At 69.2% G+C, this 12,605-nt stretch carries 13 protein-coding genes; 9 read left to right on the top strand and 4 right to left on the bottom strand.

The features are described 5' to 3' along the window. Nucleotides 1-83: 83 nt before the first annotated feature. Nucleotides 84-1,244, bottom strand: coding sequence for an FAD-dependent monooxygenase (locus tag FHX60_RS17340; RefSeq protein ID WP_183284012.1), 1,161 nt, complete (start codon nt 1,242-1,244; stop codon nt 84-86). Between the two features lie 371 nt (nt 1,245-1,615). Between FHX60_RS17340 and FHX60_RS17345 the strand changes: the two genes are divergently transcribed. Genes FHX60_RS17345 through FHX60_RS17360 form a run of 4 tightly spaced genes read left to right on the top strand, consistent with a single transcriptional unit; the run spans nt 1,616 to nt 4,938 of the window. Beyond that, complete coding sequence (locus tag FHX60_RS17345) at nt 1,616-2,368, top strand: maleate cis-trans isomerase family protein (protein WP_112773518.1); 753 nt, start codon at nt 1,616-1,618, stop codon at nt 2,366-2,368. Between the two features lie 11 nt (nt 2,369-2,379). Continuing rightward, on the top strand, nt 2,380-3,210 hold the full coding sequence (locus FHX60_RS17350) for an alpha/beta fold hydrolase (RefSeq protein WP_112773517.1): 831 nt from the start codon (nt 2,380-2,382) through the stop codon (nt 3,208-3,210). 11 nt (nt 3,211-3,221) lie between these two features. Then, a complete protein-coding gene (locus FHX60_RS17355) occupies nt 3,222-4,310 on the top strand; it encodes a 2,5-dihydroxypyridine 5,6-dioxygenase NicX family protein (protein WP_092308270.1) in 1,089 nt (362 codons plus the stop codon). After that, on the top strand, nt 4,303-4,938 hold the full coding sequence (locus tag FHX60_RS17360; protein ID WP_092308272.1) for an N-carbamoylsarcosine amidohydrolase: 636 nt from the start codon (nt 4,303-4,305) through the stop codon (nt 4,936-4,938). Before FHX60_RS17355 ends, FHX60_RS17360 begins: the two co-directional genes overlap by 8 nt. Nucleotides 4,939-4,965: 27 nt before the next feature. On the opposite strand, the gene FHX60_RS17365 is transcribed toward FHX60_RS17360, so the two are convergent. After that, nucleotides 4,966-5,721, bottom strand: coding sequence for a TetR/AcrR family transcriptional regulator (locus FHX60_RS17365; protein ID WP_183284013.1), 756 nt, complete (start codon nt 5,719-5,721; stop codon nt 4,966-4,968). 114 nt (nt 5,722-5,835) lie between these two features. Between FHX60_RS17365 and FHX60_RS17370 the strand changes: the two genes are divergently transcribed. Next, nucleotides 5,836-8,115: a xanthine dehydrogenase family protein molybdopterin-binding subunit gene (locus FHX60_RS17370; RefSeq protein WP_183284014.1), complete on the top strand. Its 2,280-nt coding sequence runs from the start codon at nt 5,836-5,838 to the stop codon at nt 8,113-8,115. Between the two features lie 49 nt (nt 8,116-8,164). On the opposite strand, the gene FHX60_RS17375 is transcribed toward FHX60_RS17370, so the two are convergent. Next, complete coding sequence (locus FHX60_RS17375) at nt 8,165-8,641, bottom strand: MarR family winged helix-turn-helix transcriptional regulator (protein ID WP_018007004.1); 477 nt, start codon at nt 8,639-8,641, stop codon at nt 8,165-8,167. Nucleotides 8,642-8,847: 206 nt separating this feature from the next. On the opposite strand from FHX60_RS17375, the gene FHX60_RS17380 reads away from it, so the two are divergent. From FHX60_RS17380 to FHX60_RS17395, 4 genes are read left to right on the top strand one after another with little or no spacing between them, the layout of a single operon-like run. Next, on the top strand, nt 8,848-9,735 hold the full coding sequence (locus FHX60_RS17380) for a DMT family transporter (protein ID WP_183284054.1): 888 nt from the start codon (nt 8,848-8,850) through the stop codon (nt 9,733-9,735). A 54-nt stretch (nt 9,736-9,789) separates the two neighbouring features. Continuing rightward, the gene (locus tag FHX60_RS17385) at nt 9,790-10,578 is read left to right on the top strand and encodes an SDR family oxidoreductase (protein ID WP_092308278.1); all 789 of its coding nucleotides are present in this window, start codon (nt 9,790-9,792) and stop codon (nt 10,576-10,578) included. Between the two features lie 53 nt (nt 10,579-10,631). Continuing rightward, the gene (locus tag FHX60_RS17390; protein WP_112773513.1) at nt 10,632-11,039 is read left to right on the top strand and encodes a methylglyoxal synthase; all 408 of its coding nucleotides are present in this window, start codon (nt 10,632-10,634) and stop codon (nt 11,037-11,039) included. A 50-nt stretch (nt 11,040-11,089) separates the two neighbouring features. After that, on the top strand, nt 11,090-12,067 hold the full coding sequence (locus FHX60_RS17395; RefSeq protein WP_112773512.1) for a quinone oxidoreductase family protein: 978 nt from the start codon (nt 11,090-11,092) through the stop codon (nt 12,065-12,067). A gap of 70 nt (nt 12,068-12,137) precedes the next feature. Here FHX60_RS17395 and FHX60_RS17400 read toward each other — a convergent pair whose 3' ends face one another. Then, nucleotides 12,138-12,431, bottom strand: a complete 294-nt coding sequence (locus FHX60_RS17400; RefSeq protein ID WP_092308282.1) for a YkvA family protein — start codon at nt 12,429-12,431, stop codon at nt 12,138-12,140. Nucleotides 12,432-12,605 lie beyond the last annotated feature (174 nt).

Here is a 12,605-nt window from a genome sequence, read left to right on the forward strand (position 1 = left end):
CTGGGGGCGGTTTGAACATCACGCATCGCGGCGCCGCGCCCCATTCTTCGCGAGGGGCGGCGGCGGGCAGGGCGGTCAGGCGGTCAGGCGGCTTCGGACAGCGGCTTGCTCCCGGCCGACACCAGCGGCACGTTGAACACATCGTAGCCGAAACACCAGTCCGGGTTCTCGTTGCTGCGCAGCCAGGTGTTGTTGTGCGAAACCAGCTGGACCTTGCCGGCGCGCTCGGCGCGGTTGGCCTCGTACAGCGCGAAGGCGGCCGCGTAGTCGTCGGTGCCGGCTTCTGTGAAGCAGCGCGTCAGCATGGCGGCATCCTCGATCGCCATCGCGGCGCCCTGCGCCATGTGCGGCTTCATCGGGTGGCAGGCATCGCCCAGCAGCACCAGGCGGCCCCGGCTCCACAGCGGCAGCGGGTCGCGCTCCAGCAGCGGCCACTTGGTCACTTCGACCGTGCCTTCGATCAGCGATTGCACGCCTTCGTGCCAGCCGTCGAAGGCCGCGCGCATCTCTTCGATGCTGCTCGGCACCCAGCTCTTGCTCATGTCCCAATCGGGCTCGGGTACGCCGGTGACGTAGTAGATCTCGTCGAGCTTGCTGGTGTCGAAGTAGACCATCATGTGGCGGTCATCGGTCCACCACTTGGTGCAGCGCTCGTGCGTGAAGCCCTTGACGCGGGAGATCGGGAACACCGCGCGGTGCGCGACGTAGCCGGTGTACTTGGGCGGCTCGGCGCCCAGCAGGGTCTCGCGGATGCGCGAGTTGACGCCGTCGGCGCCGACCACGATATCGGCCTGTTCGACCGTGCCGTCGGTGAAGCGCAGCTGCACCACATCGCCCTGGTCGGTGACGCTTTCCAGCTTCTTGTTGAAGAACAGCGTGCCGGGTGCCACGGCGTCGGTCAGCAGCTTGTGGAAATCGCCGCGGTGCACGGTCAGGTAGCTGGCGCCGTAGTGCCGCACCGCATAGTCGCCCAGCGGGATCTGCGCGATCACTTCGCCGGTAAGGCCATCGCGGCTGTACCAGTAGTCGGGGTGGCAGCCCATGTCGTTGAGCGCGTCCTCGATGCCGATGCGCCGCATGATCTTCATCACGTTGGGCCCGACATGGATGCCCGCGCCCAGGCGCGAGAACGCCGGTGCCTGCTCATACAGCCTGACTTGGAAGCCGGCTCGCTGCAGCAGGGCGGCCGCGGCCGTCCCTCCGAGTCCGGCGCCGACAACTGCGATTCGCGGTTTGCCTTGCACGTTATTTCTCCTGGCAATGACACAAGGTCGATGGGGGCTGGGGCGGCCACGCGGCCGACCGTTGAAAACGAGTGTACACACTCAAAATATCGAGGTAAAGGCAAAATCAACCGAACCTATGGAAAACCCTGACGACCATGTGATGGATTTGCAATGATGCGCTGCAATGGCGAAATCATGCGCTAAAAGAGGGAGTCATGGATTAAGTATGCACTGAACGAGTGAACCGGTCCCGGTGCAGAATCTGTTTGCCTATATAAAGTGTGTACACTACAATCGTTCGCAGCATGCAGGCCTTGGGCCGATGCAGGCAGACCGAGAGCGCGACCCAAGCGCAACCAAGGGCAGACAAACAGATGACGGAGTCGACAGTGCAGAAAGTTTTCCGAATCGGCCAGATCGTGCCGAGCTCCAACACCACCATGGAAACCGAGATCCCGGCGATGCTGGCCGCGCGCCAGCTGGTGCGCCCGGAGCGCTTCACCTTCCACTCGAGCCGGATGCGGATGAAGAAGGTGGTCAAGGAAGAACTGGCCGCGATGGATGCCGAATCCGACCGCTGCGCGGTGGAGCTGAGCGACGCCCGCGTCGACGTGCTCGGCTACGCCTGCCTGGTGGCGATCATGGCGATGGGCCACGGCTACCACCGCGTCTCCGAGCAGCGCCTGCAGGCGCATACCGCCGCGAACGGCGGCGACGCACCCGTGATCACCAGCGCCGGCGCGCTGGTCGACGCGCTCAAGGTGATGGGCGCCAAGCGCATCGCGGTGGTGGCGCCGTACATGAAGCCGCTGACCGAACTGGTGGTGGACTACATCCGCAACGAAGGCTACGAGGTGGTCGACTACCGTGCGCTGGAGATCCCCGACAACCTGGAAGTCGGCCGCCACGATCCGGCGAAGCTGCCCGGGATCGTCGCGCAGATGAACACCGCCGATGCCGACGTGATCGTGCTGTCCGCCTGCGTGCAGATGCCGTCGCTGCCCGCGGTGGCCAAGGTCGAGGCCATGACCGGCAAGCCGGTCGTCACCGCCGCCGTTGCCACCACCTATGCGCTGCTCAAGCGCCTGGGGCTGGAGCCGGTGGTGCCGGGCGCCGGCGCGCTGCTGTCGGGCGCGTACTGAAGGGGCAGGCCATGGCAGACAGCACCTTTCTCTACGGCGCCCACGTCCACGCCAACGGCATCCGCCAGCACTACCTGCGCTATGGCGGGCAGGCGGGCGCGCGCGCGCAGCGCGATGCGGTCATCATCGTGCCGGGCATCACCAGCCCCGCGGTGACCTGGGGCTTTGTCGGCGAGCGCTTCGGGCAGCAGTTCGATACCTATGTGCTCGACGTGCGCGGCCGCGGCCTGTCGCAGGCCGGCCCGGAGCTGGACTACAGCCTCGATGCGCAGGCCGCCGACGTGGTGGCCCTGGCCGCCGCGCTGGGACTGCAGCGCTATGCCGTGGTCGGCCATTCGATGGGCGCGCGCATCGGCATCCGCGCCGCGCGCGAAAGGCCAGCGGGCCTGACGCGGCTGGTGCTGGTCGATCCGCCGGTATCCGGCCCGGGGCGCCGCGCCTACCCGTCGCAACTGCCGTGGTACATCGATTCGATCCGGCTGGCGCAGCAGGGCATCGACGCCGAAGGCATGCGCGCTTTCTGCCCGACCTGGACCGAAGACCAGCTGCGCCTGCGCGCGCAATGGCTGCATACCTGCGACGAGCGCGCGATCCTGGCCAGCTTCAACGGTTTCCATGAGGACGATATCCACGCCGACCTGCCGCGGGTCGCCGTGCCGACGCTGCTGATGACCGCCGGCCGCGGCGACGTGATCCGGGCGCAGGACGTGCAGGAGATGCGCACGCTGCTGCCAACCTTGCTGGTCGCGCACGTTGCCAACGCCGGCCACATGATCCCGTGGGACGACGAGGCCGGCTTCTACCGCGCCTTCGGCGATTTCCTCGGCGCGCCGCTGGACTGACAGGAGCCAACATGCCCGTAAGCGATTACGACCTGACGACAGCGTGGCAGCAGGTGCTGACGCTGTCGAAACTGCAGCCGGGACAGACCGTCACCGTGCTGACCGGCGCCGCCACGCATCCGCAGACGCTGCGCACGGCAATGGTGGCGGCGGCGTCGATGGGCGCCATCGTCAACCGGCTCGACCTGCCGCCGGTGAACGGCGAGAAGGCGCTGAGCCGCGATGCGCTGGCCTACCTCGGCACCACGCCGCTGACCGGCAATCCCGCGGCGATCGCCGCGCTGAAGGCGAGCGACCTGGTGCTGGACCTGATGACGCTGCTGTTCTCGCCCGAGCAGCACGAGATCCTGTCCGGCGGCACCAGGATCCTGCTGGCGGTGGAGCCGCCCGAAGTGCTGGCGCGGCTGGTGCCGACCGAGGCCGACCGCGCCCGCGTCAAGGCAGCCACGCAGCGGCTGGGCAAGGCGCGCGAGATGCATATCGTGTCCGACGCCGGCATGGACCTGCGCTGCCGCCTGGGGGAATTCCCCGCGATCAGCGAGTATGGCTTTGTCGACGAGCCCGGGCGCTGGGACCACTGGCCGAGCGGCTTCGTGCTGACCTGGCCCGACGAGGGCGGCACCGACGGCACCATCGTGCTCGACCGCGGCGACATCCTGCTGCCGATGAAGTCCTATCTCCAGGCGCCGATCCGCATCACGGTCGAGGCCGGCTACGTGCGCCGCATCGAAGGCGGCGTCGACGCCGAGCTGCTGGCCGACTACATGGCGTCGTTCAACGATCCGGAAGCGTATGCCATGTCGCATATCGGCTGGGGCCTGCAGCCGCGCGCGAGCTGGTCGGCGCTGGCGATGTACGACCGCGAGGCCACCATCGGCATGGATGCGCGCGCCTACGAGGGCAACTTCCTGTGCTCGTTCGGCCCCAACAACGAAGCCGGCGGCAGCCGCACCACCGCCTGCCATATCGATATCCCCGTGCGCCACTGCACCGTCAGCCTCGACGGCGAGCCGGTGGTGGTGCGCGGCAAGGTGATGGACGGGCACCATGCCCCGGCCGCATCGCTCTACAAGGCAGACAAGGACTCGCGCCATGGATGACGCAGTGCAGACTTACCAGCGCCAGGGTTTCGGCGCGGCGATGGAACTGAAGGCGCCGTACGGGCTGCTGATCATCGACTTCGTCAACGGCTTTGCCGATCCGGCGGTGTTCGGCGGCGGCAATATTCCCGAGGCCATCCGCAACACCCAGCCGCTGCTGCGTGCCGCGCGCGAACACGGCTGGCCGGTGGCGCACAGCCGCATCGTGTTCGCCGACGACGACAGCGACCACAACATCTTCACGCTGAAGGTGCCGGGCATGCTGACGCTGAAGGAAGATGGCCACAACAGCCAGATCGTGCCCGAGCTGGCGCCCGCGGCGGGCGAGCTGGTGGTGCGCAAGACGGTGCCGTCGGCGTTCTTCGGCACCTCGCTGGCGGCATGGCTGACGCAGCGCGGCGTGCAGACGCTGCTGGTGGCCGGCTGCGTCACCAGCGGCTGCGTGCGCGCCAGCGTGGTCGATGCGATGTCGCTGGGGTTCCGCCCGCTGGTGGTGTCGGATTGCGTGGGCGACCGCGCACTGGGGCCGCACGAGGCCAACCTGTTCGATATGGCGCAGAAGTACGCCACGGTGCTGCCGCGCGACGAGGCGCTGGCGCAGGTGGCAGGCGTGCGCGCCGCCGCCTGAGCCTGGCCGATGGCGCCCGTGCCGGCCTCAGCCCGCCGCCGCGCGCCTGCCGCGTGCCGCCTTGCTCGGCGCGGCGGCGCGTGGCACTTGCGCCGCCGGCACGGCGCCGGGCAAGGCCACCGTGCGCAGCACGGTCTGCTGGATCACATCGCGCCAGTGCGCCAGCGCGGGCGGGCTCATCATGGGCTCGCCCAGGAAGGCGCTGAGCGTATGATGGTTGGAGTTATAGAAGTAGCCGAGCGAAGCGATCACCATATACACGTCACGCGCCCCGGCGTCCGCGCGGAACCGTCCGGCGGCCTTGCCGCGCGCGAGGATGCCGTCGAGCACCGAGAGCGCGTAGCTGGAGATCTCGCGCAGCCGCACCGACTTCTTCGCGTGCCTGCCCTGGCTCATGTTCTCGCTGGTCAGGATGGCGACGAACTCGGGATGGTCCAGGTAATACTGCCAGACGAAATCGATCAGCTGCGACAGCGCGCGCACGGGGTCGGCGGCGTCGAGCTCATGCTCGAGCTGCTGCTCGGCCTGGTTGAGCTGCAGGTAGATGGTCTCCAGCACTTCGACGAACAGCTTCTCCTTGCTGCCGAAGTAGTAGTAGATCATCCGGTCGTAGGTCTTGGCCAGCGACGAGATGCGTTCGATGCGGCCGCCGTCGTAGCCGCGCTGGGCGAAGACCTTGATGGCAGCCTTGAGGATGCGCTCGCGGCTGTCCTGCGCCTGCCTGGCCCGGGTGCCGGCTGCCGCCCGCCGGGTGGCGGGCGCGGCCGCAGTCTTGGTGGTCATGGTGGGAGGTTCTGCTGTGTGCCTGTTGGCGCAGTATAACGGTGGCCGGATTTGGCTCGATCGGTGGCCCGATCGGTGGCCTGCTCGGCCAGCAGTGACGGAGAGAATGAAACGATGACGGCAACCCAGCTGCAACCCCCGGCACAGGCCGATGCCGCCACGCCGCGCGCGCTGCGGCTGGCGCTGCTGCAGGCCACCGGCGTGCTGCTGGTGACGCGCGCCCCGCAGCCGGCCGCGCGCCCGGCGCCGGGCCAGCCCGGCGCGGCGTCGGACTATGTGCCGGCGCTGCCGGACCTGTTTATCGCCGTGCGCGACAGCGGCGAGGTGCTCGCCTTCAACGGCCACGTCGACCTCGGCACCGGCATCCGCACCGCGCTGGCGCAGATCGTCGCCGAGGAACTCGATGTGCCGCTCGAGCACGTGCGCATGGTGCTGGGCCATACCGAGGCCACGCCCAACCAGGGCCCGACCATCGCCAGCGCATCGATCCAGATCTCGGCGCTGCCGCTGCGCCGCGCCGCTGCGCAGGCGCGCGCGTGGCTGCAGGCGCGCGCGGCACGGCGGCTGGGCGTGGACGCCGCCAGGCTGGAAGCGGCAGACGGCGTATTGCGCGTGCCCGGCACGCAGCTCAGCATCGCTTACGCGGCGCTGGTTGCCGGCGAGCACGTTGAGCTGCCGCTGGCCGAAGACGTGCCGACCAAGCCCGTCGACGCCTACCGCGTCGTCGGCCGCGCGGCGCCACGCGTCGATATCCCCGACAAGGCGCGCGGGGCGCTGACCTTTGTCCACGACGTGCGCGTGCCCGGCATGCTGCACGGCCGCGTGGTGCGCCCGCCGTATGCCGGGCGCGACAGCGGCGCCTTCGTCGGCAACAGCTTGCTGGCCGTCGACCGGGACTCGGTGCGCGACGTGCCCGGCCTGGTCGAGGTGGTGGTGCAGGGCGACTTCGTCGGCGTGGTCGCCGAGCGCGAGGAGTATGCGGTGCAGGCCGCGCGCCGGCTGCGCGTGCGCTGGAAGCCGGTGCCGCCGTTGCCCGCGCTGGACGATCCGGAGCCGGCGCTGCGCGCCAACCCGGCCACGCGGCGCGAACTGCTGAGCGAGGGCGAGTTGCCCGCCGGCGGCGCCGGCACGGTACTGCGGCGTCGCTACGTGTGGCCGTACCAGATGCACGGCTCGATCGGCCCGTCCTGCGCCGTGGCCGACTGGCACGAAGAGGGCCTGACAGTATGGTCCGGCACGCAGAACCCGCACATGCTGCGCATCGACCTGTCCCGGCTGTGCGGGCTGGGCGAAGACCGCATCGAGATCGTGCGCATGGAGGCCGCCGGCTGCTACGGCCGCAATTGCGCCGACGACGTCTGCGCCGACGCGGCGCTGCTGTCGCGCGCGGTGGGGCGGCCGGTGCGCGTGCAGCTGTCGCGCGAGCAGGAGCACTTGTGGGAGCCCAAGGGCGCGGCCCAGCTGATGGATGTCAGCGCCACGCTCGGCGCCGGCGGCGCGCTGCTCGGCTACGATTTCACCAGCCGCTATCCGTCCAACGACGCGCCCACGCTGGCGCTGGTGCTGACCGGTGCCGTCTCCAATGCCCCACGCATGCTGGAGATGGGCGACCGTACCGCGGTGCCGCCCTATGCCTATGCCGCGCGCCGTATCGGCTGCGACGACACGCCGGCGATCGTGCGCGCGTCGTGGCTGCGCGGCGTGTCGGCGCTGCCCAATGCATTCGCGCATGAGTGCGTGATCGACGAGCTGGCGCTGGCGGCGCGCGCCGACCCGGTCGATTTCCGCCTGCGGCACCTGCCTGACGAACGCGCCGCGGATTTGCTGCGGGCCGTCGCCGAGGCGGCGGGCTGGCAGCGCGGCGCGGCCGGATCGCGCGGCGTGCCGGATGCCGACGGGCGGCTGCGCGGACGGGGCGTGGCCTTCGCGCGCTATATCCACAGCCGCTTTCCCGGATTCGGCGCGGCCTGGGCCGCCTGGGTGGTGGACCTGTCCGTGGACGCGGGCACGGGCCGCATCGCCATCGACAAGGTGGTGGTGGGGCAGGACACCGGCATGGTCGTCAATCCCGACGGCGTGCGCCACCAGGTCCACGGCAATGTGGTGCAGACCCTCAGCCGCGTGCTGAAGGAGCAGGTCCGCTTCGATGCCGACGGTGTCGCCAGCCGCGAATGGGGCAGCTATCCGCTGCTGACCTTCCCGGAAATCCCGCCGATCGACGTGGTGCTGATGCCGCGCCAGTCAGAGCCGCCACTGGGCGCGGGCGAATCGGCCTCGCTGCCGGGCGCGCCGGCGATTGCCAATGCCTTGTTCGATGCGCTGGGGGTGCGCCTGCGCCGGCCGCCGTTCGTGCCGGAGACGGTGCTGGCGGCGATGGCATCAGGCAAAGGCTGATTGTGTACGCCCTCTCCCGCTTGCGGGAGAGGGGAGACAATCTGCGGCGCTAGCCTCCGTTCCCCTCGTCGATCTCGCTCATCTTGCGCAGCAGGTAGGTCACCGCCACGCGCTCGGCCGGATTCAGGCTGCCGAAGGTCTGCTCCGAGATCTCCTTCGCGAACGGCACGGTCTCGTCGATCAGGGCCAGCCCGGCGGGCGTGACCGTCACCACCACCTTGCGCCGGTCGTTGGGGTCATGCGAGACCGCGATCAGCTTGCGCGACTTGAGCCGGTCGATGATGCCGCGCACCGTGGCCTGGTCGATCGCGGTGGCGCGCACCACCTCGTTCATCGAACAAGGCTGCCGGTCGCGCACCGCGCACAGCACCACGAACTGCGCCGCGGTCAGCTGCGAATCGGGGATGGTCTGCTGGAAGATCGCCACATGGCGCTGGTAGGCGCGCCGCAGCAGGTGGCCCACCTGCTCGGTGAAGTCATAGTCGGCGGCGGGCTTGCCGGAAGGCGTGTCGGCGGGCTGGGGCACGAAGCAGGTGCGGTGGCTGGAGGTGACCCAGAGTATACCGAGGAAGGCCGCGGAACAGGGCGTGCGCGCGGCCGGGGCGGCGTCCGATGCCCTCGCGCCTTTTCGAATACAATCGTCGGGTCGTTTTGCGGGGCCGCCGTGCCGGTCCGCTTTCCCCCGTATTCTTCGTGCCCGCCTCCCAGAAGTCTCTCGCCGTGCCCGCCGCGCTGCCGTCGCCGCAGCGCTCGGGCCTTGTCATCGCCGCCGTGGGCGCGGTGCTGTTCTCGGCCAAGGCGATCGTCGCCAAGCTGATGTACCGCTACAACGTCGATGCCGTGATGGTGATCACGCTGCGCATGCTGTTCGCGGTGCCGCTGTTCATGGCGATCGGCTGGTGGCAGTCGCGCCGGCTGGCGCCGCTGTCGTGGGCGGACCGGGGCCGGGTGGTGTTTCTCGGCTTTATCGGCTACTACCTGTCCAGCTTCCTGGACTTCATCGGCCTGCAGTACATCACCGCCGGACTGGAGCGGCTGATCCTGTTCCTGACGCCGTCGTTCGTGCTGCTGACTACCGCGCTGCTGTTGCGCCGGCCGATCGGCAGGCACCAGTGGCTGTCGCTGCTGCTGGCCTATGCCGGCATCGTGCTGGTGTTCGCGCATGACCTCGATGTCAGCGGCAGCCAGGTGTGGCTGGGCGGCGCGCTGGTGCTGGGCAGCGCCATCACCTATGGTATCTACCTGATCCTGAGCGGCGAGCTGGTCCAGCGCATCGGCTCGCTGCGGCTGGTGGCGTATGCCATGTGTGTGTCGACCGCCTGTTGCGTGATCCAGTACCTGGTGCTGGGCCGGCCGCTGGCGGAACTGGCGCAGCCGGCGCCGGTGATGTGGCTGTCGCTGGTCAACGCGGTGTTCTGCACCGTGCTGCCGGTGTCGCTGACCATGGTGGCGGTGTCGCGCATCGGTGCGCCGATGGCGTCGCAGGCCGGCATGATCGGCCCGGTGTCGACGCTGCTGCTGGCCTTCTGGCTGCTGGGCGAGCCTGTCAGCGGCGTGCAGCTGGCCGGCAGCGCGCTGGTGATGGGCGGCATGTACTTGCTGTCGGCAAGGAAAAGCTGATTCGGGCCGGCCCGGAGGCGGGCCGGTCACAGACAACAGACAAGGGAGAAACACATGGATCTGGGACTGCGCGGCAAGCATGCGCTGGTATGCGGCGCCAGCAAGGGCCTGGGCTTCGCCTGCGCCGATGCGCTGGCGGCCGAGGGCGTCGACGTGGTGATCGTGGCGCGCGGCGCCGAGGCGCTGGAAAAGGCCGCGGCCGACCTGCGCGCGCGCCACGGCCGCCGCGTGATCGCGGTGGCAACCGACATCACCACGCCCGAGGGCCGCAAGGCGGCGCTCGACGCCGCCGCCAAGCTCGGCGATCTGGACATCCTGGTCAACAACGCCGGCGGCCCGCCGCCGGGCAATTTCCGCGACTGGGAGCGCAGCGACTGGCTGGCCGCGCTCGACGCCAACATGCTGACCCCGATCGAGCTGATCAAGGCCACCGTCGACGGCATGATCGCGCGCAAGTGGGGCCGCATCATCAATATCACCAGCGGCGCGGTCAAGGCGCCGATCGATGTGCTGGGCCTGTCCAACGGCGCGCGCTCCGGCCTGACCGGCTTCGTTGCCGGCGTCGCGCGCGAAGTGGCGCAGCACGGCGTCACCATCAACAACCTGCTGCCGGGACCGTTCAATACCGACCGCCTGTTCAAGACCATGGAGGGCGGCGCGAAGAAGGCCGGCCTGAGCATCGAGGAAGTGGCGCAGCGCCGCGCCGCGGCCAACCCGTCGCGCCGCTTCGGCGAGCCGGCCGAGTTCGGCGCCACCTGCGCCTTCCTGTGCAGCCGCCATGCCGGCTACATCACCGGCCAGAACATCCTGCTCGACGGCGGCGCCTTCCCTGGCACGTTCTGATCCGCAGTGTCCTGACGTTACCCGTACCCCGCAAAAGGAAGAAGGAAGCCTTGATGACCCGGCCCCCTGTGCCCCGTATAGCGCTGATCGCCCATGACCACAAGAAGGACGACATCGTCGCCTTCGCCGCGCGCCATCGCGCCTTTCTGTCGCAGTGCGAACTGCTTGCCACCGGTACCACCGGCGGGCGCCTGATCGACGAAGTCGGGCTCGACGTTACGCGCATGCTGTCGGGCCCGTGGGGCGGCGACCTGCAGATCGGCGCGCAGCTGGCCGAAGGGCGCGTCAGCGCGGTGGTGTTCCTGCGCGACCCGATGACGCCGCAGCCGCACGAACCCGATATCAACGCGCTGGTGCGCGCCTGCGACGTGCACAACGTGCCGTGCGCGACCAACGTGGCCAGCGCCGAGCTGCTGCTGGCAGGGCTTGCGCGCGAGAACGGCGCGGCGCAGGCCGGCTGAAATTCCCCGCATTCCCGATCGATGCCTCACCAAAACAAGGAGCGACGCAGATGAGCAAAGCCATCCGGATCGAGCAGACCGGCGGTCCTGAAGTCATGCAGTGGGTCGATGTACAGGTGGGCGAACCCGGCCCCGGCGAGGTGCGCGTGCGCCACGAGGCGGTGGGCCTGAACTATATCGATGTCTATTTCCGCACCGGGCTGTACAAGCAGCCGCTGCCGGGCGGGCTGGGCATGGAAGGCGCCGGCGTGGTCGAGGCGGTGGGCGAGGGCGTGCGCCACGTTGCCGTGGGCGACCGCGTGGCCTATGCCGGCCGTCCCACCGGCGCCTATGCGCAGGTGCGGGTAATGCCGGCCGACATCGTGGTGCGGCTGCCCGATGCGATCCCGTTCGACACCGCCGCGGCGATGATGCTGCAGGGGCTGACGGCGCAGTACCTGATCCGCGACAGCTACAAGGTGCAGCCGGGCGACACCGTGCTGCTGCACGCGGCCGCGGGCGGCGTCGGGCTGATCGCGTGCCAGTGGCTGAAGGCGCTGGGCGTGACCGTGATCGGCACCGTGGGCAGCGACGAGAAGGCCGAACTGGCGCGCGCCAACGGCTGCGCCCACACCATCGTCTATACGCGCGAGTCGTTCGTGGAGCGGGTCAGGGAGATCACCAACGGCAAGGGCGTGCCGGCGGTCTATGACTCGATCGGCGCGGATACTTTCCGCGGCTCGCTCGACTGCCTGGCGCCGCGCGGCACCATGGTCAGCTTCGGCAACGCCTCGGGTCCGGTGCCGCCGTTCGACCTGTCGGTGCTGGGCAACAAGGGCTCGCTGCGGCTGACGCGGCCGACGCTGATGACTTACGTGGTGCACCGCGAACTGCTCGAGCCGATGGTGGCCGACCTGTTCGACGCCGTCACCACCGGCAAGGTCAAGGTCGATATCCGCCAGCGCTACGCGCTGTCCGAAGTGGCGCAGGCGCACCGCGACCTGGAAGCGCGCAAGACCACCGGCTCGACCATTCTGCTGCCGAACTGAAAGCGGTTTCGCGCGGGCATGAAAAATCCCCGGGGCACCGAGTGTCCCGGGGATTTTTTTGTTGGCGGCTTCAGTGCGGCCGGACCGTGGTAGCGGTGGCGCGCGCCTGCGCCTGGCGCAGGATATGCGGTGGCAGGCGCTTGAGGATCAGGTGCACCGCGAGCGGGATCAGCACCACGTCATCGACCAGCCCCAGGCCCGCAACCACATCGGGCACCAGGTCGATCGGCGAGATCGCGTAGAACAGCAGGCCGATGGCGGCGGGCTTGAGCCACGCCGGCGCGTCCGGATGACGCAGCGCGTACCAGAACAGGCGGCCGTCGCGGCGAACCAGCGTCCACAGGGCCGAAAAACGCTTCAACATGAGAGGCCTCCTTCACATGGCGGGCGCCTGACACTGGCGCATACGCAAGGAGATTGGGCCGGTGTGGCGGGCTTCAAGTTCCGCGGGTGCGGGGAGATGCCTTGGAGGCTGCCCCCGCTGCGGTTTGCTCTCCTCTCCCCATGAAGGGAAGAGGGAGCACAGGGCCCGGACAAG

The organism is Cupriavidus alkaliphilus (genome assembly GCF_014191175.1).
Classification (GTDB): Bacteria; Pseudomonadota; Gammaproteobacteria; order Burkholderiales; family Burkholderiaceae; genus Cupriavidus; species Cupriavidus alkaliphilus.